Genomic DNA, 22,481 nt, shown 5'->3' on the forward strand with positions numbered 1-22,481 from the left:
CGTGCCGTGCCGACCCTCCGGGGGCGGCTGTGCCGTTCCCGGAATCCGCCACCGCCTGCCCGCGGCCCGATTGCCGCAGCCTCCCTGACCGCCCGCGCGCGGACCGGCGAGTGAGAGGGCAGGGCAGGGCGATGGCCAGCGTCTCCGTCGACGAGGCGATGCGGCGTGCGATCGAGTTGGCCGCACGCGGGCTTGGCACCACCAGTCCCAACCCGGTGGTCGGCTGCGTGCTGCTCGACGAGGACGGCCAGGTCGTCGGGGAGGGATTCCACGCCTACGCCGGCGGGCCGCACGCCGAGATCGTCGCGTTGGCCCAGGCCGGGCAGCGCGCCAAGGGCGGCACCGCTGTCGTCACCCTGGAACCCTGCAACCACACCGGCCGCACCGGCCCCTGCAGCACCGCGCTCGTCCAGGCCGGGGTGGCCCGGGTGGTCATCGCCGTGCCCGACCCCAACCCGGTCGCCACCGGCGGCGCCGCCACCCTGCGCGCCGCCGGGGTCCGGGTCGATCTGGGGGTACGCGGCGAGGAGGCCGAGGCCGGCAACGTCGCCTGGCTGACCTCGATGCGCCGCGGCTGGCCGTACGTCATCTGGAAGTACGCCGCCACGCTCGACGGGCGCTCCGCCGCGGCGGACGGCACCAGCATGTGGATCACCTCGGAGGCGGCCCGGATCGACGTGCACGCGCTGCGCGGCACCGTCGACGCGGTGCTCGCCGGGGTGGGCACCGTGCTCGCCGACGACCCCCGGTTGACCGCCCGCAACCTGCGCGACGGCAGCCTGGCCATCCGGCAGCCGCTGCGGGTGGTCGTGGACAGCTCGGGGCGTACCCCGGCTGACGCCCGGGTCCGCGACGGCGCCGCGCGGACGTGGATCGCGACCGCCGACGAGGTCGGCGCCGGCCCGGACGGCCGGGTCGACCTGTCGGCGCTGCTCGCGGCGCTGCACCAGCGTGGGGTCCGCGCGGTGCTGCTGGAGGGCGGCCCCCGACTGGCCGGCGCGTTCCTGCGGGCCGGCCTGGTCGACAAGATCGTCTCCTACGTCGCGCCCCGGTTGCTCGGCGCCGGCCCGACCGCCCTGGTCGACGCGGGAGTGACCACCATCGCTGAGGCCATCGATCTGGAGTTCGTCGACGTTACGCAGATCGGTCCGGATCTTCGGATCACCGCTTTGCCCCGGAAAAGGGAGGGCTGAGATGTTCACCGGCATTATCGAGGAGTTGGGCGAGATCGTCCGGGTGACGGCTACCGCAGGCGATTCGGCGCTGGTCGCCGTGCGCGGTCCGCTCGTCACGTCTGACGCCCGGCACGGCGACTCTATCGCGGTCAACGGCGTCTGCCTGACCGTCGTGGAGGTCGGCGACGGGGTCTTCACCGCCGACGTGATGGGGGAGACGCTGCGCCGCTCCGCGCTGGGCGCGCTGAGCGTCGGCGACCCGGTCAACCTGGAGCGGGCCGCCGCCCTCGGCAGCCGGCTCGGCGGGCACCTGGTGCAGGGCCACGTCGACGGCGTCGGTGAGCTGATCTCCCGGGAGCCGGCCGAGCAGTGGGAGACGGTCCGGTTCCGACTGCCCGCCGCGCTGTCCCGGTACGTGGTGGAGAAGGGCTCGATCACCATCGACGGCGTCTCGCTGACAGTGGCCGAGGTGGGCGCTGACGAGTTCGCCGTCGGGTTGATCCCGACCACGCTCAAGCTGACCACGCTCGGCGCCAAGGGTGTCGGCGACCCGGTGAACCTGGAGGTCGACGTGCTGGCCAAGTACGTCGAGCGGCTGCTCGGCGACCGGCTCACCGACGCTCGCGGGCCGGCCGTGACCCCGAGCGAGGTGGCGTGATGGGTCCGCTCAGCTGGCTGCTGGACGCACAGGTGCAGGTGGCCGGCTCGCCGGTACTGGCCCGGGAGATCGTCGGCAACGCCTTCGGGCTGATCTCCGCGCTGCTCGGGCTGCGCCGGCTGGTCTGGGCGTGGCCGGTCGGAATGGTCGGTAACGCGCTGCTGCTCACCGTCTTCCTCGGCGGGGTGTTCGCCACCCCCCAGGAACACGACCTGTACGGGCAGGCCGGCCGGCAGGTGTTCTTCTTCGCGGTCAGCGTCTACGGCTGGTGGCGCTGGCAGCGCAACCGTCGCGCCGACGCCGGTCAGGCGGCGGTCGTCCCGCGCTGGGCCACCGGGCGGGAGCGGCTGATGCTGCTGCTGGCCGCCGCGATCGGCACCGCCGCGGCGTACCCGGTGCTCAAGGCGCTGGGCTCGTGGGGTCCGCTGCCCGACGCCTGGATCCTCACCGGCAGCCTGCTTGCCACCTACGGCATGGCCCGTGGCTGGGTGGAGTTCTGGCTGCTCTGGATCGCTGTGGACGCGGTCGGCGTGCCGCTGCTGCTGCGCGGCGGCTTCTATCCGTCGGCGGTCATGTACCTGATCTACGGCGCCATCTGCGCCTGGGGCTTCGCCGCCTGGTGGCGCACCTCGCGCGCCACCCGGCCCGCACCCGCCCGTCCCATCTACACGGAGGCCGTCGCGTGACCAGCTTCGGGGATATCGAGCAGGCGATCGCGGAGATCGCCGCCGGCCGGCCGGTCGTCGTTGTCGACGACGCCGACCGGGAGAACGAGGGCGACCTGATCTTCGCGGCCGAGCTGGCCACGCCGGAGCTGATGGCGTTCATGGTGCGCTACAGCTCCGGGTACGTCTGCGTGGCGTTGACCGAGAGCGAGGCCGACCGCCTCGACCTGCCGCCGATGCACCACACCAACCAGGACCGGCGCGGCACCGCCTACACGGTGACAGTGGACGCCCGGGAGGGCGTCGGCACCGGCATCTCGGCGGCCGACCGCGCGCACACCAGCCGGCTGCTCGCCGCGGCGGAGACCGACCCGACCGACCTGTCCCGGCCCGGGCACGTGGTGCCGCTGCGCGCCCGCGAGGGCGGGGTGCTGCGGCGACCCGGGCACACCGAGGCGGGGATCGACCTGACCCGGCTGGCCGGGCTGCGGCCGGCCGGTGTGCTCTGTGAGCTGGTCAACGACGACGGCACCATGATGCGGGTGCCGGACCTGGAGAAGTTCTCCGCCGAGCACGGCCTCACGCTGATCACCATCGCCGACCTGATCGCCTACCGGCGCCGTACCGAGAAGCAGGTCGAGCTGGTCGCGGACGCCCGGATGCCGACGCGGCACGGGGTGTTCCGGGCGCTGGGCTACCGCGCCGAGCACGACCCGGCCGAGCACGTCGCCATGGTGCTGGGTGACCTCGGTGACGGCCAGGACGTGCTGGTCCGGGTGCACTCCGAGTGCCTCACCGGGGACGTGTTCGGCTCGCTGCGCTGCGACTGCGGGCCGCAGCTGGACGCCGCGCTGGCCCGGGTCGGACGGGAGGGCCGGGGCGTGGTGCTCTACGTCCGCGGACACGAGGGGCGCGGCATCGGGCTGCTGCACAAGCTGCAGGCGTACCAGTTGCAGGACTCCGGCCGCGACACCGTGGACGCCAACCTCGACCTGGGCCTGCCGGCCGACGCCCGCGACTACGGCACCGGCGCGCAGATCCTCTACGACCTGGGCGTGCGCTCGATGCGGCTGCTGACCAACAACCCGGCCAAGCGGGCCGGGCTGGAGGGGTACGGGTTGACCATCACCGGCCGGGAGGGGTTGCCGGCCGGCGCGCACCCGGAGAACCTGCGCTACCTGCGCACCAAGCGGGACCGCATGGGTCACCTGCTTGACGAGTTGGACGAGGTGTCCGAGGCGCCGCTGGGGCGTCCGGTCGCCAACGACGAGATCGGAGCATGACGATGGCGGGTTTCGGTGAGCCGGGAGTCGACGCGGTGGACGCCGCGGGGCTGACCGTCGGGGTCGTGGCCGCCCGGTGGCACGGTGACCTGACCGACCACATGCTCGAACGGGCCGTGGCCGCCGCCGAGGCGTGCGGGGCCCGTTCCGTCGTCGCCCGGGTCGCCGGCTCGGTCGAGTTGCCGGTGGTGGCCCAGGCCCTCGCGCGCCGCTGCGACGTGGTGGTCGCTCTCGGCGTGGTGGTGCGCGGCTCCACCGCGCACTTCGACTACGTCTGCCGCTCGGTGACCGACGGGCTGACCCGGGTGGCGCTGGACGAGGGCAAGCCGGTGGCGCACGGGGTGCTGACCGTGGAGACCATCGAGCAGGCCCGCGACCGGGCCGGCCTGCCCGGCTCGGCCGAGGACAAGGGCTGGGCGGCCACCGTGGCCGCGCTCGACGCCGCGCTGGCCGTGCGAACGGTGGCGGCGGGCAACGCGCAGCGGGTCGGCTTCGGCGGCTGACGCCGCTCCACGGACGGCCGGCTTCAGCGGTGGTCGGTTCTACCGGTGGTCGGCTCTACCGGTGGCTGGTTCGACCGGCGGCCGGGTTCAGAGACGACCCGCCTCGATGATCCGGTGCAGGAACTGCCGGGTCCGGGGCTGGGTCGGCTCGCCGAGCACCTGCTCCGGCGGGCCGCTCTCGACGACCCGCCCGGCGTCGAGGAAGCAGACCTGGTCGGCGACCTCACGGGCGAAGCCCATCTCGTGGGTGGCCAGCACCATGGTCATGCCGTCGGCCTTCAGGTCCCGGATCATCGCCAGCACCTCACCGACGAGTTCCGGGTCCAGCGCCGAGGTGATCTCGTCGAGCAGCATCAGTCGAGGTGAGTTCGCCAGTGCCCGGACGATCGCCACCCGCTGCTGCTGCCCGCCGGAGAGCCGGTCCGGGTAGGCGTCCGCCCGGGCGCCGAGACCCACCCGGTCGAGCAGCTCCCGGGCCTGCGCCTCCGCCTCCGCACGGGCCCGCCGGTGTACGCGCCGCGGCGCGAGCGTGATGTTGTCCAACACGCTCAGATGCGGGAAGAGGTTGTACGCCTGGAACACCATCCCGATCCGCCGGCGGACCCGGTCCGGGTCCACCCGGGGATCGGAGATGTCCTCCCCGTCCAGCTCGATGGTGCCGTCGTCCAGCTCCTCCAGCAGGTTCACACAGCGCAGCAGTGTGGACTTACCCGACCCGGAGGCGCCGATCAACGCGACCACCTGATGTTCGGCGACCGTCAGGTCGAGGTGGTCGAGCACGACAGTGCCCGCGAACTCCTTGCGCAGGCCCCGGCAGCGCAGCAGTGCCATGGTCAGCCTCCCGACTGTCGGCGGGCCGCGCGCAGCGTCACCCAGTCGGTGACCGCGATCAGCGGGATCGCGAGCAGCACGAAGAGCACCCCCGCCACGACGTACGGCGTGTAGTTGAACGACTGGGCGGTGGCGATCTGGGCGGCGCGGACCGCGTCGATCGGCCCGGCGAGCGAGACCAGCCCGACGTCCTTCTGCAACGCCACCACGTCGTTGAGCAGCGGTGGCGCCACCCGACGGACGGCCTGCGGCAGGACCACGTGCCGCATCGTCTGCCGGTAGGTCAGGCCCAGCGAACGGGCCGCCGCGAGCTGGCTGGGATGCACCGACTCGATGCCGGCCCGGAACACCTCGGCGAGATAACCGCCGTAGGTGAGGATCAACGCGAGCCCGCCGAGCACCAGCACCGGCGGCATGCCCTGCAGACGCAGGCCGGGCACGCCGAGGGTGAGCAGGTAGAGCACGATGATCAGCGGCAGACCGCGGAAGGTGTAGGTGTAGCCGGCGGCCAGCGCCCGGACCGGAAAGAAGATCGGGCCGCGCAGCGTCCGCAGCACCGCGATCACCAGCCCGAGCAGCAGCGCGCCGACCGCACAGCAGACCAGCAGCCGCACGTTGAGCCAGAGCCCGCCCAGCACCGCCGGCAGCGCGTCCCGGGCGATCGCCGGGTCCAGGAACGACTGCCGGACCCGGTCCCAGCCGGGCGCGCCGGTCACCGCGACGACAAGCAGCGTGCCCAGCGCCGCCGTGGAGCAGGCCGCGACCAGCACGCTGTAGATCGTCTGCCGATTCCGGTACGCCGACCGTCGCCGCTGCGCCTCGGAGGGAACGTGATCGAGCAGGGTCACCGCAGCTCGGCCGCCCCCGCCACCTGCGCGAGCCACTTCTGCTCCAACTGCTTCAGCGTGCCCGCCTCGGTGAGCTGACCGACCGCGCCGGTCACGCAGGAGGTCAACGGCGAGTTCTTGTCAAGCAGCAACCCGAAGGCCTCGGGCGTGCCGACCTGTGGCACCTGCCCGACGATCGTCGCGTCGGTGATCTCCGCGCCGGTGATGTAGAAGGCGGTCGGCAGGTCCACCACCAGACCGTCGATCTGCCCGTTCTGCAGCGCCTTCTTGGCGTCGTCGTTGCTGTTGTAGACCTGCGGCTTCCTGGTCGGCTTGAGCACGTCGGTGATCGCCTGGTAGCTGGTGGTGCCGACCTGGGCGCCCAGCCGGGCGTCCCGGAGGTCCGCCAACGACTTCCGGCCGGCGATCGTGGACGACTTCAACGCGATGACGGTCTGCCGAACCAGGTAGTACGGCGCGGAGAAGTCGACCGCCCGCTTGCGCTCCTCGGTGATGGAGAACTGGTTGATATCGAAGTCGAAATCCTTCGGCCCGGGGGCGATAGCGGTGTCGAACTTGACCCGGGTCCACGCGACATCCGCGCGGGCGTAGCCGAGCTTCTCCGCCACCGCGTACGCGACTGCGGATTCGAAGCCCTCGCCGCTGTCCGGCTTGTCCTTGGCGAACCACGGCTCGTACGCGGGCTGGTCCGTGGCGATGGTGAGCTTGCCCGGCGTCCGCGTGGGCAGGCTGTCCTTGACGCAGGACGGCGCCGCGGTAACAGTCGGGTTCGGTTTTTCATCCTGTGGCGCGCACCCGGCGCCGGCGACGACGACCGCACCGGCGAGGGTGAGCGCGAGGAGACGTGAGCTGCTGGCCATGGCCGACAGCGTAGAGCTCCACGGGCATCGATCGAACATCTTCCCACCGTGATGGTAGGGAATTGTCCGCTTGCTGGATTCCGGCGGACCCGGACGCGGGGCGCCGCCCCGGCGGCTGGAAGAATCGTCCACCGTGAAGACGTTCGAGGAGTTGTTCGCCGAGCTGCAGGCCAAGGCCGCCGCCGGCACCCCGGGCTCGGGCACCGTCGCCGCCCTCGAAAAGGGCGTGCACTTCATCGGCAAGAAGGTCGTCGAGGAGGCCGCCGAGTCGTGGATGGCCGCCGAGCACGAGGGGCCGGAGCGCACCGCCGAGGAGATCTCCCAGCTGCTCTACCAGGTCCAGGTGCTCATGCTCGCCAGTGGTCTCGACCTCAAGGACGTCTACCGACATCTGTGAGTGCGCCCACCCGTTGATCGCCATCCGGATCGAAGGAGCACTCCTGTCATGCTGCGTGTCGCCATTCCCAACAAGGGCACCCTGGCCGAGCCGGCCGCCCAGATGCTGCGCGAGGCGGGCTACCGCCAGCGCACCGACCCCAAGGACCTCGTCTGTCGCGACGAGGCCAACGACGTCGAATTCTTCTACCTGCGCCCCAAGGACATCGCCACCTACGTCGGCTCCGGTGACCTCGACCTCGGGATCACCGGCCGGGACCTGCTGATCGACTCGGCCGCGCCGGCCGAGGAGGTCGTCGACCTCGCCTTCGGCCAGGCCACCTTCCGCTTCGCCGCCCGCCCCGACGACATCGCCTCCGTGCAGGACCTGGGCGGGCACCGGATCGCCACCGCGTACCCCGGGCTGGTCGAGCGGCACCTCGGCGAGGTGGGCGTCAAGGCCGACGTGATCCGCCTCGACGGCGCGGTGGAGAACGCCGTACGCCTCGGCGTCGCCGACGTGATCGCGGACGTCGTGGAGACCGGCGCCACCCTGCGTCAGGCGGGCCTCGTGGTGTTCGGCGAGCCGCTGCTGCGCTCCTCGGCGGTGCTGGTCCGGCGCGCCGCCGCGCCGGCTCACCCACAATCCGCGCAGCTGCTGCGCCGCCTGCACGGTGTGCTTGTCGCGCGCCGCTACGTGATGCTCGCCTACGACGTGCCGGCCGGTCTGCTGGAACGGGCCAGCGGGCTCACCCCCGGCATCGAGTCGCCCACCGTGTCGCCACTACACCGTGAGGGGTGGGTGGCGGTGCAGGCGATGGTGCTCCGTGACGACGTCCACCGCATCATGGACGAGCTGTACGAGCTGGGCGCCCGCGCCATCCTCGTCACCAACATCCACGCCTGTCGCCTCTGACCGGTCCCTGTCGCCTCCGACCGGTTTCGACCGAATGGTTGGCGGTCGGATTGACGGCGGCGGCGCGCCAACCGCGAAAGATCACGCTAGATCGTGGATGTAGTGGCCTCCAGCGCCACCGACGCCACTACATCCAGGATCGAGCACGATCTTCGCGGTCGGCGGTGCGGCGGTGCGGCGGTGCGGCAGTTTGGCGGTGCGGCGGTCCGGCAGTTCGGGGGTCCGGCGGTCCGGGTGGGTGGTTGCCCGGCCGGGCTGAGCGGTGGCTCGGCGGGTGGTGCGGCCGACGGGCGGGTGCGGATGGCAGACTGGTGGGGTGAGTGAAACCGAACTGGTCAGCCTGAAGCCCCGCCGCATCCGCGTGGTCTGCTGGTCGGCGGCGATCGCGCTGGTGGTGGTGTTCGGCCTGGTCGCCACCTCGCTGAGCGGGCCGACCGGCGACGGTTACGGCAGCTTCCAGCGCGGCGACCAGATCGCCATGATCGGCCTGGGTGTCTTCGGCGCGCTGGGCTTCCTGTTGTTCACCCGTCCGCGGGTGGAGGCGGACGCGCGCGGCATTCGGGTTCGCAACGTCATCAGCTCCTACGAGCTGCCCTGGGAGGTTGTCCGGGGAGTCCGTTTCGACAGGGGCGCGCCGTGGGCCAGCCTGGAACTGCATGACGACGACCTCCTGCCGATGGTCGCCCTCCAGGCTGCCGACAAGGAGTTGGCCGTCGACGGGGTCCGTGCGCTGCGCCGACTCCACGAGGCGCACCAGGCCCACCTCGCCGAACGCGCCGTCGGCCGCTGACCGCACCTGACTGCCCGGCCTGCCCGCGCTGGCGCCTGCCCGCGCTGGCGCCTGCCCCGCGCTGTCCGATCGGACCGCCCTCGTCCCCGACGCGTCCGCCCGCACCCGAATGGCAAGATCGGGACAACTTCCCGGAAACTGCTGCCTCAGCGCGCCCGGAGGCAGCACTTTCCGGGAAAGTGCGCGGATCTTGACCGGCGCGCGGCGCGACCGGCGCGCGGCGGACCGGTCCGAGCCGGGAGACCGGCGCGACCGGCGCCGTCCGGCCCGTCCGGCCCGTCCGGCGGGACCGGGGAGGCTTGCGAGGTCAGCGCCTCGACCCGGGGTCGTGCCCGGTTTGGGGGCAGCCGGTACGCGGGTGTAGTGTTGTCGAGTCGACCAGGCTGTCTCCGCATGCGAGCAGGCAGCCTTGAAAGCGGAGCGCCTGCTCCCACCCGAGTCGCCGCTACGGTGGCCGGGTCCGGTCACCGGTTCCGGGCACGTCCCGGCGCCGGACGTGTGATCCTGTGATCGCGCCGACCGGTCGAGCGGGCCCTGGCATGCGCCGGGGCCTTCTGCTTTCCAGGTCGGTTCCCACCTGGGAGCCGCCGGGGTCGGTACCTGAGCAGAAACGACTCGAGGAGGCCCCATCAGCGTCGAACCACGCGTGAACGAGCAGATCCGGGCACGTGAGGTCCGACTGGTCGGCCCCGAGGGTGAGCAGGTGGGCATCGTCCCGCTGGAGCGCGCCCTTCAGCTGGCCGCGGACGTCGATCTGGACCTGGTCGAGGTTGCGCCAATGGCGCGCCCGCCGGTGTGCAAGCTCATGGACTTCGGCAAGTTCAAGTATGAGAGCGCACTGAAGGCGCGCGAAGCGCGGCGTAACCAGCAGCAGACCGTCATCAAGGAAATGAAGCTTCGGCCGAAGATCGACCCGCACGACTACGAGACCAAGAAGGGTCACGTGGTGCGGTTCCTCAAGGCGGGCGACAAGGTCAAGGTGACGATCATGTTCCGCGGTCGCGAGCAGAGCCGCCCGGAGCTGGGTTACCGGCTCCTGCGTCGGCTCGAATCCGAGATCACGGACCTGGGATACGTCGAGGCCGCTCCCAAGCAGGACGGCCGAAACATGATCATGGTTCTCGCTCCGCTTCGGGCCGTCAAGGCGTCCGCGGTCGCCGCTACGGCGTCCCGCGGTGCACCTCGGGACCGGGCAGGGGACGAGTCGGCCGCTCCGGCAGCCGATGAGACCGCAGCGGTCGGCGAGACCGCAACAGCCGGCGAGACCGCAACAGCTGGTGACACCGGCACCGCCGCCGACACCAGCGGCGAGTAACAGGGGAGAAGACGTTCCACATGCCGAAGATGAAGAGCCACACGGGTATGGGCAAGCGGGTCAAGGTGACCGGCCGTGGCAAGATCGTGGCCGAGCAGGCTGGCAAGCGCCACCTGTTGGAAGGTAAGTCTTCCACCCGTACCCGCCGGTTGACCGGCACGGTCGAGGTGGCCAAGGCTGACGTCAAGCGCATCAAGAAGCTGCTCGGCCGCTGACGCGCGCCACCTTTACGTAATAAGGAGTTGAGATGGCACGCGTCAAGCGGGCTGTAAACGCCCAGAAGAAGCGTCGTACCCTGCTGGAGACCGCGAGCGGTTACCGCGGTCAGCGCTCCCGGCTGTACCGCAAGGCCAAGGAGCAGGTGCTGCACTCGATGCAGTACGCCTACCGGGACCGTCGCGACCGCAAGGGCGACTTCCGGCAGCTGTGGATCCAGCGGATCAACGCGGGCGCCCGGGCGAACGGGATGACCTACAACCGCCTGATCCAGGGCCTGCGTCTGGCTGGCATCGAGGTCGACCGCAAGATCCTGGCCGACATGGCTGTCAACGACGCCGCCTCCTTCGCGGCGATCGTCGAGCTGGCCCGGGCCGCGGTCACGGCCGAGGGCACCGGCGGCGCGGCGGCTCAGGCCGCCTGATCCCCACGCACCAGAGCGAGGCGTCTCCCGGGTCGGCACCGCCGTCCGGGAGGCGCCTCAATCGTGCGGAAGGAGCGCACACCATGGCCTTCACCCCGCGTACCCCCAGAGTTGTCGCCGCCCGCCGGTTACAGCGCCGGCGCGACCGCGACGCCGCCGGCCGGTTCCTTGCCGAGGGACCGCAGGCGGTCCGCGAGGCCCTGGCGCGGCCGGGGGTGGTCACCGAGCTGTTCGGTACGCCCGCCGCGCTCGACCGGCACCCCGAGCTGGCCGCCACGGCGGCCCGCGCCGACGTGCCGGTGTCCGAGGTGACCGACGACGCCCTCGCGGCGTTGGCCGAAACCGTCGCCCCGCAGGGGCTGGTGGCCGTCTGCCGGCACCTGGACGTGTCGTTGGAGCAGGCCCTCGCGAACGCCCCCCGGCTGGTGGCGGTGCTCGCCGAGATCCGTGACCCGGGCAACGCCGGCACGGTGCTGCGCACCGCCGACGCGGCCGGGGCGGGTGCGGTGGTCTTCGCCGGCGACGCCGTCGACCCGTACAACGGCAAGTGTGTGCGGGCGTCGGCCGGCAGCCTCTTCCACGTCGACGTGGTCCGCGCCGCCGACCCGGTCGGGGTGGTCGACGCGCTGCGGGCCGCCGGGCTGTCGATCTTCGCCACCACGGGGTACGGCGACAGCGACCTCGACGACCTGACCGACTACGGCCGGCTCGTCGGGCCCACCGCCTGGCTGTTCGGCTCGGAGGCGCACGGCCTGCCCGAGGAGTTGACCGCCGCCGCCGACGCCCGGGTGCGGGTGCCGCTGTACGGGCGCGCGGAGAGCCTCAACCTGGCTGCCGCAGCGGCGGTATGCCTGTACGCTTCAGCGAGAGCACAGCGCTGAGGGTGAGCACACCCGGCGCACTGACAGCAGGGGAGAGCGTCCGTCCATGAACGCGCCACGGCGTTCGTTTAGCCAGCCCGCCGGTGTCGGCGGGCGGCGGGCCTGACCTGCTTCCTGCACAACTCCTACCGGCGGGCTGCGGCGAAGCCGCGCGTCCGTAGACTCGCCTAGCCGCCCCGCTGAGGGCTGGCGCCGCCGTGAGGGAGTGCCCGTACGCCATGAGCTACCGCAACGATCCGTACGACCCGAAGCAGGTCGCCCTGCTCGACCCCGCCGCCCTGGACGAGGCTGTCGCGGACGCCACGAAGGCGTTCACGGCCGCCGCCGACCCGGACGCGTTGACCGCGCTGCGCCCGCTGCACCTGGGGGACCGGTCGCCGGTCTCCCTCGCGCGCCGGGAGATCGGCGCGTTGCCGCCGGCCGCGAAGTCCGACGCCGGCAAGCGGGTCAACGAGGCCCGCCGGGCGATCGAGACCGCGTACGCCGACCGCGCCGAGGTGCTGGAGCGCGAGCAGGCCGAGCGGGTGCTTGTCGAGGAGCGGGTGGACGTCACCCTGCCCTACGACCGGCGTCCACGCGGGGCCCGGCATCCGCTGAGCACCCTGATGGAGTCGATAAGCGACCTGTTCGTCGGGATGGGCTACGAGGTGGCCGAGGGGCCCGAGGTCGACCTGGAGTGGGTCAACTTCGACGCGTTGAACATTCCCCCCGACCACCCGGCGCGCGGGTTGATGGACACCTTCCACATCGCACCGGAGGGCTCCGGCCTGGTGCTGCGGACACACACCTCGACGGTGCAGACCCGCACCATGCTCAGCCGCAAGCCGCCGATCTACGTGATCGTGCCCGGTCGCGTCTACCGCACCGACGAGATCGACGCCACCCACAGCCCGGTGTTCCACCAGGCCGAGGGCCTGGTGGTCGACAAGGGCATCACGATGGCGCACCTGCGGGGCACGCTCGACCACTTCGCCCGGGCGATGTTCGGGCCGGAGGCGAAGACCCGGTGGCGGCCGCACTACTTCCCGTTCACCGAGCCGTCGGCGGAGTTCGACGTGTGGTTCCCGGAGCACCGCGACGGCCCGCAGTGGGTCGAGTGGGGTGGCTGCGGCATGGTCAACCCGCGGGTGCTGCGCGCCTGCGGCGTCGACCCGGAGGTCTACTCCGGCTTCGCGTTCGGGATGGGCATCGACCGGACCTTGATGATCCGGCACGGAGTCAGCGACATCCGCCATCTCTTCGAGGGCGACGTGCGGTTCAGCCGCGCGCTCGGGACCGAGGCGTAGGCGATGCGGGTACGAGACACGGGAACGGTGGTCTGACGTCATGCGAGTTTCAGTCAGTTGGCTTCGGGAGTACGTCGACCTCCCCGCCGACCTGCCCACCGGTGACCTGGAGCAGGCCCTTGTCGACCTCGGCATCGAGGTCGAGTCCGCAGTGGACCTGGCCGAGACCGTCACCGGTCAGCTCGTCGTCGGTGAGGTGCGCGAGATCGAGGAGCTCACCGGCTTCAAGAAGCCGATCCGCTTCTGCCGGGTCGACGTGGGCGCCGCCAACGGCACCGGCGAGCCGCAGGAGATCGTCTGCGGGGCGCGTAACTTCTCCGTGGGTGACCGGGTGGTGGTGATCCTGCCCGGCGGTGTGCTGCCCGGCGGCTTCGCCATCGGCGCCCGCAAGACGTACGGGCACAACTCGGCGGGCATGATCTGCTCGGCGAAGGAGCTGGGCCTGGGCGACGACCACTCCGGCATCATCGTGCTCGGCCCGGACGTGACGGCCAAGCCGGGCGACGACGCGCGCCCGGTGGTCGGCCTCGACGACGTCGTGCTCGACCTGGAGATCACCCCCGACCGGGGGTACGCGCTGAGCCTGCGCGGTCTGGCCCGGGAGCTGTCGCACGCGTTCGACGTGCCGATGCGCGACCCGGCCCTGGTGCCCGCGCCGAGCGGCACCGCGACGGCGGTGTACCCGGTGGAGGTCCGCGACACTGTCGGCTGCGACCGGTTCGCCGCCCGCCTGGTCCGCGGCGTCGACCCCAGCGCGCCCACGCCGCCGTGGATGCGGCAGCGGCTCGTCACCGCCGGCATCCGTAGCATCTCGCTGCCTGTCGACATCACCAACTACGTGATGCTGGAGCTGGGCCAGCCGATGCACGCCTTCGACGTCGACCGGATCGTCGGGCCACTGGTGGTCCGCCGTGCCGAGGCGGGGGAGAAGCTGACCACCCTGGACGGCGTCAACCGGGTGCTGGCCGCCGACGACATGGTCATCTGCGACGACACCGGTCCGATCTCGCTCGCGGCGGTGATGGGCGGCGAGACCAGTGAGGTCGTCGCCGACACCACGAACGTGCTCTTCGAGGCCGCGCACTGGGACCCGGCGATGGTCGGGCGCACGGCCCGCCGACACAAGCTGTTCAGCGAGGCCGCGAAGCGCTGGGAGCGGGGTGTCGACCCGGCCGTGGCGCTTGTCGCGCTGGAACGTGCCGTGCGGCTGCTCACCGAGCACGGCGGTGGCAGCCCGAGCGCGGAGGTCCTCGACATCGACCACGTCCGGCCGCGTACCCCGATCACCCTGCCGGCGGACCTGCCGACCCGGCGGGTCGGCGTCGACTACCCGCCGGCGCGGGTGGTCGCCCTGCTGGAGCGGGTCGGCTGCACTGTCGCCCAGGGCGCGGACCGGTTGTCCGAGGACCCGGGCGCGGTCGGCGTGGCCAGCGGCGCCGGGACGGCGCTGAGCGTCACCCCGCCGACCTGGCGGCCCGACCTGACCGACCCGGCCGACCTGGTCGAGGAGGTGGTCCGCCTCGACGGGTACGACCGGGTGCCGTCGGTGCTGCCGACCGCGCCCCCCGGCCGCGGGTTGACCCCGCGGCAACGTCGGCGTCGGGCGGTCGCCGGGTCGTTGGCGGAGCGGGGGTACGTGGCGGTGCTCGCGCACCCGTTCGTGTCGCCGGAGCTGGCCGACCAGCTCGGCCTGCCGGCCGACGACCCGCGCCGACCCGCGGTGCGGCTGGCCAACCCGTTGTCCGAGGAGGAGCCGCTGCTGCGCACCACGCTGCTCGGCCCGTTGCTCGGCGTTCTCAAGCGCAACCTCGGCCGGGGTCTCCGCGACCTCGCCCTCTACGAGATCGGGGCGGTCTTCCACCCGCGCGTCGGCGCCGGCAGCCCGCCGGCGATGGGCGTGGACCGGCGTCCCACCGACGCGGAGTTCGCCGCCGCCGACGCGGTGGTGCCGGCGCAGCCGGTGCACGTCGCGGCGGTGCTCGCCGGCGACCTCGACCCGGCCGGCTGGTGGGGTCCGGGTCGCCCGGCCGGCTGGGCGGACGCCATCGAGGCGGCGCGCGACGTGCTCGACGCCGCCGGGATCCCGGACGAGCGGGTCGAGGTGCGCGCCGCCGAGTACGCACCGTGGCACCCCGGCCGCTGCGCCGAGCTGCTGGTCGACGACACCGTCGTCGGGCACGCCGGTGAGCTGCACCCGACGGTGGTGGCCGCGCTGGAGCTGCCGCGCCGTACCTGCGCGATGGAGTTGGACCTGGACGCGTTGCCGGCGGCTCCGGTGACGCCCGCGCCGACGGTGTCCGGCTTCCCGCCGGCGCTTATCGACGTGGCCCTGGTGGTGGACGAGTCGGTGCCGGCGGAGCAGGTGCGCCGGGCGCTGGAGGCGGGCGCCGGTGCGCTGCTGGAGGACGTGCGGCTGTTCGACGTGTACTCCGGGGCGCAGCTCGGCGAGGGTCGCCGGTCGCTGGCGTACAAGTTGATCTTCCGGGCACCGGACCGGACGCTCACCGTCGAGGAGGCGGTCGCGGCACGGGACGCGGCGGTCGCCGTCGCGGCGGAGCGCGTCGGCGCGACCCTGCGCGGCGCCTAACGGGGTCGGATCGTCCCCGCCCGGCGATTTCTCACTCTGCAAGTTCGAGGTTCGAGTCCCTGGTGGCGCACCAGCAATCATCTGGGCATTCTCCCTTCACGGGTGGGTGCCCAGATGTTGTTTTGACGCCCGCGTCAGCACCCACTCAACTGGCAGTCGACGCCCGCTTACTGATCAGGCGCAACGACTGACTGCGCGGGAACGCGTGGCCGCAGACTCCGTCCCGACCGGCAGCCCGGATATTGGGAGAGTCGGATATCAGAAGGTGCGCGATGCTCCGGCTATCGGCGTACGGGTCGATGTTGCACGGGTAGGTATAGATGACGTGCACAGCGCGTGCAGACGGACGACGGGACGACCGGGTGCACGTCCGACGCATCAACCCTCGCGAGCCGACCAGCGGACTCAGCGAGACTCACCGCTACGAACGCAAGGCCGACCACTTCCATGCCTTCGCCGACCTCGGCTACGCCCTACTCTGCTACCGCCGACTCACCAAAAACAACCATCTGGAATGAGCCTTAATCGCCGTGGGATGCGCCTTACCCCGCGAAAGGACTGGCGTGACGGGCGGGCCGCATGGACAGCACGGACAACGACAGCAGCAGGATGCCGCCGATCAGGAAGTAGGTACCGGAGGCCACCATGTTGGCCAAACCCAACTCGGGATTGGCCGCCTTGGCTCCCCATTGAACGATCTCGCCGCCGACGGCGGCCGACAGCAGCAATCCCAGCAGCGGGGCGGCCGCTCGGCCGAGGCGGAGAAGCCGCGGATTACCGCACAGCACCGCAGTCGCCACTACCAGCGCCACCAGGCCCAGCATCGGGGTCAGGAAAGGAAGGTCCGTGGTCCGCAGCGCAGAGACCGGATCACCGTTCGAGGCCAATGGCGCGAACATCGCCACCATCATCGCGAGGAATCCGGCACCGGCCATGATGTGCGGCAGCGGCGAGGACAGCCCGTTGGGCGATGCCGCCATCGCGGCCCCGCCCGGCATGGGAGGTGTCGTGAAGTAAGGCGACGGGGCGGGCTGCGCGGGCACTGGCTGCGATGAGCCCCCGGCCCGGGGAGGTTGGCTCGGCGGCACCGAAGGACGGGTGCCCTCGTGGTCTGCAGCTGTCACCCCTGCAGTATCGCAGTCGACTGCAATCGACCGGTCCCAGCCCAACCTAAGCCTCGATCCGTGGATCGGACCGGAGTGTGACGCTGTCGAAGACGGCGTGGAAATGACGAGAGTGCCCTCTGAGCTGCGATGATCGGGTGTCCCGCACCGGGTTTGATGGAGATATTGATGTTCCCCGGGCTCGCGCGCTCGGGTTACAGCCAGCTTTCGCGCTGTCGCTGCAGTCCGTCGAGGATGAGGTCGAGTCCGATGTCGAACTCTTCGGTGTACGCGTAACCGGGTTTCAGAGCGCGATCCACGATCATTTCGGTGAGGTGCGGGAGCTCGTCGTGGGGCAGCTGTTTCAGGATTGAGCTTGCCACGTCTTCGAGGTCCACGGGTGTTGTGAAGGGCCGGCTGAGTTCCTGGGGACGTGGAGCCGTAGATGTAGCTGTCCAGCACCGAGAGCGCCTTGCCCCCGACTTCGGCGCAAACATCTCACCATTCGCCATGACCCCTGCGGCGATCGCGGAACTATCGTTCATCGCGTGGCTGCTGGTCGAGGCCGTGCGGCTTCCTGAACCCGACACACGGGTTACGACCATCACCCAGTCAGCCCTAGTTGGATTGCCCGACTGATCGGTCACGATCGGCAACTACATTGCTGAGGCACCCGGTTTCGTGAAGAGCGGCGCTACTTGGCGCAGGCGGGAGCCAGGGTCGCGCAGCACAGTCGGGTGGCCCCGGATGCAATTTCCTGGGGCCACCCGACCGTGGACCACACGCGCTGCTGTCCTGGCTACCCGGCACCGTCGTTCAACCACATGTCCACTCTCGGCCAGCCACCACCTGCGCTACAAAGTCGCGGCGATCGCTTCGCCGACCAGTCAGCTCGCGGCACCATCCTCGATGATCCTCAATGCCGTACGCGCCGGCACCCACCAACCGCAGGGCGGCTTGGTCAGGTGCGCACATCTGCCGCCGAGCGGGCGCGCTGGCGTGTTGAACGGTCGTCACTGTGCGTGCTGTTTCTCGGGCACTTCTTCGACGATGAGGGTCAGGTTGGCGTTGAGGTTGGCGGCGATCTGAGCCGGCAGCGGGTAGGTATGTTCGACAGGCAGGTGATCTGCTGCCGCCTGTTCGTGACCGCCGCGCAGAAGGTCCCTAACGCGGTGAACGGTGGGGGTGATGTCCGTGATGGCCACGATCCAGTCGTCAACGTATCGGTCGACCGCCTCGCCGGACAATCCAACCTGCAGCGACCGGTGCGGCAGCGCCTTCAGATGCAGTGATCGTTCCGGATCCCACTGCACTCGTACTGGGCTGGTCTTCAGTTGCCGCGACCAGGTTGCCGTGTCGCCGTGGAGGTCTCGGTCGTAGTGACTCAGGCAGGCTCGTGCCAGCGCCCACTCAAACCCCTCCCGCGTGATGTCGATGGACAGCACGCGCTCTTGCCCTGGCTTGGTGGCCCAGCCACAGCGGTACATCATCCACAGGAAGGACGGCTTGATCCACGTCATCCGGTCCCGCTTGAAGGGGGCCACGAAACGGCCGGCTGCCACCGCCGGTAGCGCAATCTGCGGGGGATATGCCTGGTACATGGTGATGGTGTCGGCCGAGTAGTGGGCACGGATCTGACGGACGGGCACGGGCATCATTTGATCGTCACCGATCGGGATCCGAGTACTCAACCGAGATTCCGCACCGACGCCAGCGCCAGGCCGAGATGGCCTGCTGCTGCATCGGCATCTGCCGCTGATGGCGCTTACCCGATCCCTACCCATGTGCCGATGTGGTGGCAGTGTTACAACCACTGCTCATCGATGTTGCCGGCGTATAGGTAGGCGGTGCGGTAGGCCGGCCGCGCGAACAGCTTCGACTCGCCCGAGTACACGGCAGCGAGCAGGCCGGCCGGTACCACCAGCCGTTCGTAATGCCATCAACCTCTGCGACCGGTTGCATGGCGGTCAGGTCGAGCTGGTCGACGGCCGAACCGATCAGCCTGGTGACCGTGTCCGCGACGTCCATTGCCGCATACGCCAAGGCCAGGGCCTCAAACCCGCCGGACCGTCAGCTCGCCGGCAGCAGACGCTGTGCCGACAGCCAGATCGTGTAAGGGTTGAGGCGGTCCGGATACCGTTCCATCAGCTTGAAGAACAACTCTTCGCGTGACGGCTCGGCGGCGAGGATGTCGGCCGCGACGTCGAGATACTCCCGCGTCTGACCGATGTTTGCGACATCGTCGTCCTGGATCGGGTCCTTGTGCCCGGCCACGACGTGCGCGGGATCGAGTGCGGCGACAGTGTCGAGGGCGGCCCGCCATCCGTCCAACTTGCCGTCGGGGGATTCGGCGAGATATTGGTGGACGTTGTTGTAGACGACATCGCCGGCGGCGACGAGCCCGATCGACGGCGCGTACAGGACAGTCGAGTCATCGGTGTCGCTGTGGCCGGCCTCGACGCTGACGAGTTGCTGGCCATCGACGGTGAAGCCGTCGGGCGGCACCGGATCGATGGGGGTCTCGATCGGGAAATCGCCGAGCTGGCCCGGGAACAGGCTGGGCCAGGGCGCGCCGGGCACGCCGTCAGGCGTGCTGCGCGTGATCCGCTCGACCGTCCGGGGGCTGGCGTACGCCACGGCGCCAGGGAATCGCTGCATCAGTCGCCCGGTGCCCAGCCAATGGTCGGCGTGCCAGTGGGTGATGTAGATGTACCTCAGCCGCTTGTCGAACGATTCGATCCAGTCAGCCAGGGCATCCGTTTGCGCCACGGTGATCGGCGGATCCACAATGGCGGCTTCGCGGGCCCCGTGGATCAGCGTGTGCGCCAGCGGGGACCAGTGCGGTTGTGCACCGTTCGGCATGTCAGCACCCTGAACCGGTGCCAGGTCGGAGACGAGCACGTCGTATCGGAGTGTGGTGTCGCCGCGCATGGATAATTCCTAAGTCTCAGTCAGCAGTAGCGAAGTAGTCGGCGTACGGAGTTCCGGCGAAGTGCTCGCCCATGAGCCGAGAGAAGAGCAGCACCGCTGGTAGCGGTCGGTGGTTCATGACCAGGTGTTGGACCTTGCCCTGGTCATTCCGGTAAATCACGGCGATGTTGGCGATGGGTTGGCCCTGAATTCGCGAGGAGTAGTCCTCGATGTAGCCGTTGGTGTCGTACTCCCCGACGAAGACGAACTCCTGGTACTCATACAGCGTCCGGGCATGGGACAGGAGTTTCAGCACAGCATCGGCGCCTCGGACGGTGCCCTTGAGCACCGCGCCCTCCATCGTCACGTCCTCGGCAAGTTCGTTGATCCAGGACGGGTTGTAGTCGGTCCGCCGCCGCGACGGATCGCCACTTCCAACGTAGGTCATAGCTGCACTCTAGGTTCCGTCCACCTACCTGGAGAGACATTCGTCAACGGGGCCCAACACCGTCGTGCCAGGTCGCTGCGGCTTCGTTACGCTGACCTCGCGTCACCGAAATTGCCGTACCGGCGGGCCGCTAGTCTGACAGTTGCGGGGGCACGGTTATGCCGAGGTGGCGCAGGAGTGTGGCGATCTCGTGGTCGAGTTCCGCGCCCACGGCGTAAATCGCGTCTACGCCGAACGATCCCATCGCGCAGCTGGGCTGTTCTATGCTGAAACGCGCCTTGCCGTCGGCGAGGCCGCTGACGACCGTGCGTAGAGGTGCGTAGAGCATGACCGCGGGATCGTGACGGTACATTCGCTCGGCAATGGTGTGGTTGCCCATCAAATACTCGACGCAGTGTGCGGAGTCGCCGGCGAGGTTCATCATTGGTTGCAGATCCTCGCTGCTCCAGTAGATGAGGAAATTGTGGGGGGCGCGCTCCCGCATCAGGGTCAACACGTCCGCCCAGGGTGCGCGGCGAGCCACCAGCGCCTCGAACGCCTCGGCGTCGTAGGGCGGAACGGCCCGCTCGTACTGGTGGCGGAAGTCCTCGAATGAACGGTCGACGACGATGTCGAGGCGCCGGGCCTGGTAACTGCGCATGGTGATGACGTCCGGCTTCATGGCGCAGCTCCTCGTTGTCCCGACCACCGACCCCACCGAAGCTAACACTTTGCGCTGATTGCGGTGGTAAGCATGTTTTTATCAGAAGTTCCAAGGTCGTTGGTCTGAGGCGGGGGGCACAAGTGAACGGGGCCGAAGCACTGCTTCGAACGCTGGTTGACGGTGACGTGAACGTTCTCTTCACCAATCCCGGCACGACAGAACTGCACGTGGTCGGCGCCCTCGAAGGGGTCCCGGAGCTGCGTCAGGTTCTCACTCTCTTCGAGGGGGTGGCCACGGGCGCGGCGGATGGTTACGCGCGCATCGCCGACAAGCCCGCGGCCACGCTGTTGCATCTCGGGCCGGGCCTCGCCTACGGCCTGACCAACCTGCACAACAGCCGCCGTGCGAACTCCCCGGTGGTGAACATCGTCGGGGACCACGCCACGTACCACAACGCCTTCGATCCGCCGTTGAACTCGGACATCGCGGCCCTGGCGGGGTGGCTGCGCGGCTCAGTCCGCCGGCCGGAGAACGCCGCCGGCACCGGGACCGACGCGGCCGCGACGCTGGAGGCGGCCGTGACAGCGCCTGGGCAGACAGCCACAGTGATAGTGCCGGCCGATGTCTGCTGGAACGACGGGGGCGTGGTCGGCGAACCCGTCGTGCCCCGGGCGGCTCCCACCGTGAGCCAGGACGTGATCACCCAAATTGCCGACGTGATCCGCAGCGGCCAGCCGACCGCGCTGATCGTCGGTGGACCGGCGCTACGGGAGGCGGGATTGTTCGCGGCCAGCCGCATCGGGGCCGCGAGTCATGTGCGTGTCCTCGCGGAGCTCTACTCCAGCAGAGTCGAACGCGGCGCGGGCCTGCCCGCGTTTCCCCGACTCGGCTTCTACCCAGACCAGGTCCTCAAACAACTGGAGGGGGTACACCATGTGATCATCGCCGGCACGAAAGCCCCCGTCGCCTTTTTCGCCTACCCGGACTATCCGAGTTGCCTGGTCCCGCAGGACGCCCAGACCCACGCTCTCGCCGAGGTCGGCCAGGACGCCGTCGACGCGCTCGTCCGTCTTGCCGATCTCGTGGCGCCCGACACCGCCCCTCAGGTTACGGAGCCTCATCGTCCGTCAATGCCTAGCGGGCCACTCACGCTGCAGAACTGGTGCGACGTCGTGGCGGCGCTGCTGCCCGACCACACGATCGTCATCGACGAGACGGTCAGCTCAGGTGCCAATCTGGCCGACGCCACCGCGGGCTCTGCCCGGCATGACGTCCTCATGCAGACCGGGGGCGCGATGGGTGACGGCATGCCGCTGGCCGTCGGCGCCGCCATCGCCGCACCCGACCGGCCGGTCGTGGCGCTGGAGGCCGACGGCTGCGCCATGTACACCGTCACCGCCCTCTGGACGCAGGCCCGCGAACACCTGAACGTCACCACGATCATCCTCAACAACCACGCCTACGCCGTTCTGCGCCAGGAATGGCGATACTTCGCCAGTCGGCCCCCGGCCGCCGGTGCGCCGGACAGTAACCCACTGCTCGACATCTCCAACCCCGCGATCGACTTCGTCAAACTTGCTGAGGCGTTCGGAGTGCCCGCCAGTCGCGCGAGCACCGCCGAGCAACTCGCTGAGCAGTTCTCCCAGGCACTGGCGGAACCGGGACCTCATCTCATCGACGCCACGATCGCACCCGCCGCCTGACGTCGCGCGACTGTCATAGACCGAAGACGGCACCAGACACCGCACCCGGCCATGCGCCCAC

General features: G+C 70.3%; 26 protein-coding genes. 18 read left to right on the forward strand and 8 right to left on the reverse strand.

Annotated features, from left to right (window positions below):
• Positions 1-131 precede the first annotated feature (131 nt).
• From ribD to ribH, 5 genes are read left to right on the forward strand one after another with little or no spacing between them, the layout of a single operon-like run.
• Positions 132-1,193 (forward strand): bifunctional diaminohydroxyphosphoribosylaminopyrimidine deaminase/5-amino-6-(5-phosphoribosylamino)uracil reductase RibD, encoded by a 1,062-nt coding sequence (gene ribD / locus ACQPWW_RS12645; protein WP_433132303.1) that lies wholly within the window; start codon positions 132-134, stop codon positions 1,191-1,193.
• Between the two features lies 1 nt (position 1,194).
• Positions 1,195-1,833 (forward strand): riboflavin synthase, encoded by a 639-nt coding sequence (locus ACQPWW_RS12650; protein ID WP_433132305.1) that lies wholly within the window; start codon positions 1,195-1,197, stop codon positions 1,831-1,833.
• Positions 1,833-2,519, forward strand: a complete 687-nt coding sequence (gene pnuC / locus ACQPWW_RS12655) for a nicotinamide riboside transporter PnuC (RefSeq protein WP_433132307.1) — start codon at positions 1,833-1,835, stop codon at positions 2,517-2,519. The genes ACQPWW_RS12650 and pnuC overlap by 1 nt, the downstream gene beginning before the upstream one ends.
• Entirely contained in the window at positions 2,516-3,781 is a 1,266-nt protein-coding gene (locus ACQPWW_RS12660) for a bifunctional 3,4-dihydroxy-2-butanone-4-phosphate synthase/GTP cyclohydrolase II (RefSeq protein ID WP_433132309.1), read from the forward strand. The genes pnuC and ACQPWW_RS12660 overlap by 4 nt, the downstream gene beginning before the upstream one ends.
• A gap of 2 nt (positions 3,782-3,783) precedes the next feature.
• Complete coding sequence (gene ribH / locus ACQPWW_RS12665) at positions 3,784-4,284, forward strand: 6,7-dimethyl-8-ribityllumazine synthase (protein WP_433134316.1); 501 nt, start codon at positions 3,784-3,786, stop codon at positions 4,282-4,284.
• 87 nt (positions 4,285-4,371) lie between these two features.
• Here ribH and ACQPWW_RS12670 read toward each other — a convergent pair whose 3' ends face one another.
• Genes ACQPWW_RS12670 through ACQPWW_RS12680 form a run of 3 tightly spaced genes read right to left on the reverse strand, consistent with a single transcriptional unit; the run spans position 4,372 to position 6,823 of the window.
• Positions 4,372-5,115 (reverse strand): amino acid ABC transporter ATP-binding protein, encoded by a 744-nt coding sequence (locus ACQPWW_RS12670; RefSeq protein ID WP_433132311.1) that lies wholly within the window; start codon positions 5,113-5,115, stop codon positions 4,372-4,374.
• Between the two features lie 2 nt (positions 5,116-5,117).
• Positions 5,118-5,963, reverse strand: coding sequence for an amino acid ABC transporter permease (locus ACQPWW_RS12675; RefSeq protein WP_433132313.1), 846 nt, complete (start codon positions 5,961-5,963; stop codon positions 5,118-5,120).
• Positions 5,960-6,823, reverse strand: a complete 864-nt coding sequence (locus ACQPWW_RS12680; protein WP_433132315.1) for an ABC transporter substrate-binding protein — start codon at positions 6,821-6,823, stop codon at positions 5,960-5,962. Before ACQPWW_RS12680 ends, ACQPWW_RS12675 begins: the two co-directional genes overlap by 4 nt.
• Positions 6,824-6,956: 133 nt before the next feature.
• Between ACQPWW_RS12680 and ACQPWW_RS12685 the strand changes: the two genes are divergently transcribed.
• The 11 genes from ACQPWW_RS12685 to ACQPWW_RS12735 all read left to right on the forward strand — a co-directional run bounded on the left by ACQPWW_RS12685 (position 6,957) and on the right by ACQPWW_RS12735 (position 16,131).
• The gene (locus ACQPWW_RS12685; protein WP_088947482.1) at positions 6,957-7,220 is read left to right on the forward strand and encodes a phosphoribosyl-ATP diphosphatase; all 264 of its coding nucleotides are present in this window, start codon (positions 6,957-6,959) and stop codon (positions 7,218-7,220) included.
• A 48-nt stretch (positions 7,221-7,268) separates the two neighbouring features.
• Entirely contained in the window at positions 7,269-8,114 is an 846-nt protein-coding gene (hisG, locus tag ACQPWW_RS12690; protein WP_433132318.1) for an ATP phosphoribosyltransferase, read from the forward strand.
• 180 nt (positions 8,115-8,294) lie between these two features.
• On the forward strand, positions 8,295-8,438 hold the full coding sequence (locus ACQPWW_RS12695) for a hypothetical protein (protein ID WP_433132320.1): 144 nt from the start codon (positions 8,295-8,297) through the stop codon (positions 8,436-8,438).
• Complete coding sequence (locus ACQPWW_RS12700) at positions 8,431-8,904, forward strand: PH domain-containing protein (protein ID WP_433132322.1); 474 nt, start codon at positions 8,431-8,433, stop codon at positions 8,902-8,904. The genes ACQPWW_RS12695 and ACQPWW_RS12700 overlap by 8 nt, the downstream gene beginning before the upstream one ends.
• 646 nt (positions 8,905-9,550) lie before the next feature.
• Complete coding sequence (gene infC / locus ACQPWW_RS12705) at positions 9,551-10,219, forward strand: translation initiation factor IF-3 (RefSeq protein ID WP_433132324.1); 669 nt, start codon at positions 9,551-9,553, stop codon at positions 10,217-10,219.
• A 20-nt stretch (positions 10,220-10,239) separates the two neighbouring features.
• Positions 10,240-10,434: a 50S ribosomal protein L35 gene (rpmI, locus tag ACQPWW_RS12710; protein ID WP_110566082.1), complete on the forward strand. Its 195-nt coding sequence runs from the start codon at positions 10,240-10,242 to the stop codon at positions 10,432-10,434.
• Between the two features lie 32 nt (positions 10,435-10,466).
• Positions 10,467-10,859 carry a 50S ribosomal protein L20 gene (rplT, locus tag ACQPWW_RS12715; RefSeq protein ID WP_007458417.1) on the forward strand — a complete coding sequence of 131 codons (393 nt, stop codon included), beginning with the start codon at positions 10,467-10,469 and terminating at the stop codon, positions 10,857-10,859.
• 83 nt (positions 10,860-10,942) lie between these two features.
• Positions 10,943-11,740, forward strand: a complete 798-nt coding sequence (locus ACQPWW_RS12720) for a TrmH family RNA methyltransferase (protein WP_433132326.1) — start codon at positions 10,943-10,945, stop codon at positions 11,738-11,740.
• Positions 11,741-11,958: 218 nt separating this feature from the next.
• Positions 11,959-13,026 (forward strand): phenylalanine--tRNA ligase subunit alpha, encoded by a 1,068-nt coding sequence (gene pheS / locus ACQPWW_RS12725; protein WP_433132328.1) that lies wholly within the window; start codon positions 11,959-11,961, stop codon positions 13,024-13,026.
• Between the two features lie 40 nt (positions 13,027-13,066).
• Positions 13,067-15,613, forward strand: a complete 2,547-nt coding sequence (gene pheT, locus ACQPWW_RS12730; protein ID WP_433132330.1) for a phenylalanine--tRNA ligase subunit beta — start codon at positions 13,067-13,069, stop codon at positions 15,611-15,613.
• Positions 15,614-15,975: 362 nt separating this feature from the next.
• Positions 15,976-16,131, forward strand: a complete 156-nt coding sequence (locus ACQPWW_RS12735; protein WP_433132332.1) for a hypothetical protein — start codon at positions 15,976-15,978, stop codon at positions 16,129-16,131.
• A gap of 24 nt (positions 16,132-16,155) precedes the next feature.
• Here ACQPWW_RS12735 and ACQPWW_RS12740 read toward each other — a convergent pair whose 3' ends face one another.
• Positions 16,156-16,611 (reverse strand): hypothetical protein, encoded by a 456-nt coding sequence (locus ACQPWW_RS12740; RefSeq protein WP_433132334.1) that lies wholly within the window; start codon positions 16,609-16,611, stop codon positions 16,156-16,158.
• Between the two features lie 263 nt (positions 16,612-16,874).
• On the opposite strand from ACQPWW_RS12740, the gene ACQPWW_RS12745 reads away from it, so the two are divergent.
• Entirely contained in the window at positions 16,875-17,090 is a 216-nt protein-coding gene (locus ACQPWW_RS12745) for a hypothetical protein (protein WP_433132336.1), read from the forward strand.
• Between the two features lie 639 nt (positions 17,091-17,729).
• Here ACQPWW_RS12745 and ACQPWW_RS12750 read toward each other — a convergent pair.
• The 4 genes from ACQPWW_RS12750 to ACQPWW_RS12765 form a co-directional block, all read right to left on the reverse strand.
• Entirely contained in the window at positions 17,730-18,371 is a 642-nt protein-coding gene (locus tag ACQPWW_RS12750; RefSeq protein ID WP_433132338.1) for a DUF4291 domain-containing protein, read from the reverse strand.
• Between the two features lie 415 nt (positions 18,372-18,786).
• Entirely contained in the window at positions 18,787-19,647 is an 861-nt protein-coding gene (locus ACQPWW_RS12755; protein WP_433132340.1) for an MBL fold metallo-hydrolase, read from the reverse strand.
• 16 nt (positions 19,648-19,663) lie between these two features.
• On the reverse strand, positions 19,664-20,074 hold the full coding sequence (locus ACQPWW_RS12760) for a hypothetical protein (RefSeq protein ID WP_433132342.1): 411 nt from the start codon (positions 20,072-20,074) through the stop codon (positions 19,664-19,666).
• 130 nt (positions 20,075-20,204) lie between these two features.
• Positions 20,205-20,735: a hypothetical protein gene (locus tag ACQPWW_RS12765; RefSeq protein WP_433132344.1), complete on the reverse strand. Its 531-nt coding sequence runs from the start codon at positions 20,733-20,735 to the stop codon at positions 20,205-20,207.
• A 14-nt stretch (positions 20,736-20,749) separates the two neighbouring features.
• Here ACQPWW_RS12765 and ACQPWW_RS12770 point away from each other — a divergent pair, with 14 nt between their 5' ends.
• A complete protein-coding gene (locus ACQPWW_RS12770; protein WP_433132346.1) occupies positions 20,750-22,420 on the forward strand; it encodes an acetolactate synthase large subunit in 1,671 nt (556 codons plus the stop codon).
• Positions 22,421-22,481: the final 61 nt, after the last annotated feature.

Origin of the sequence: Micromonospora sp. CA-240977, from assembly GCF_050942285.1 — a bacterium.
In the GTDB taxonomy this organism is placed as follows: domain Bacteria; phylum Actinomycetota; class Actinomycetes; order Mycobacteriales; family Micromonosporaceae; genus Micromonospora.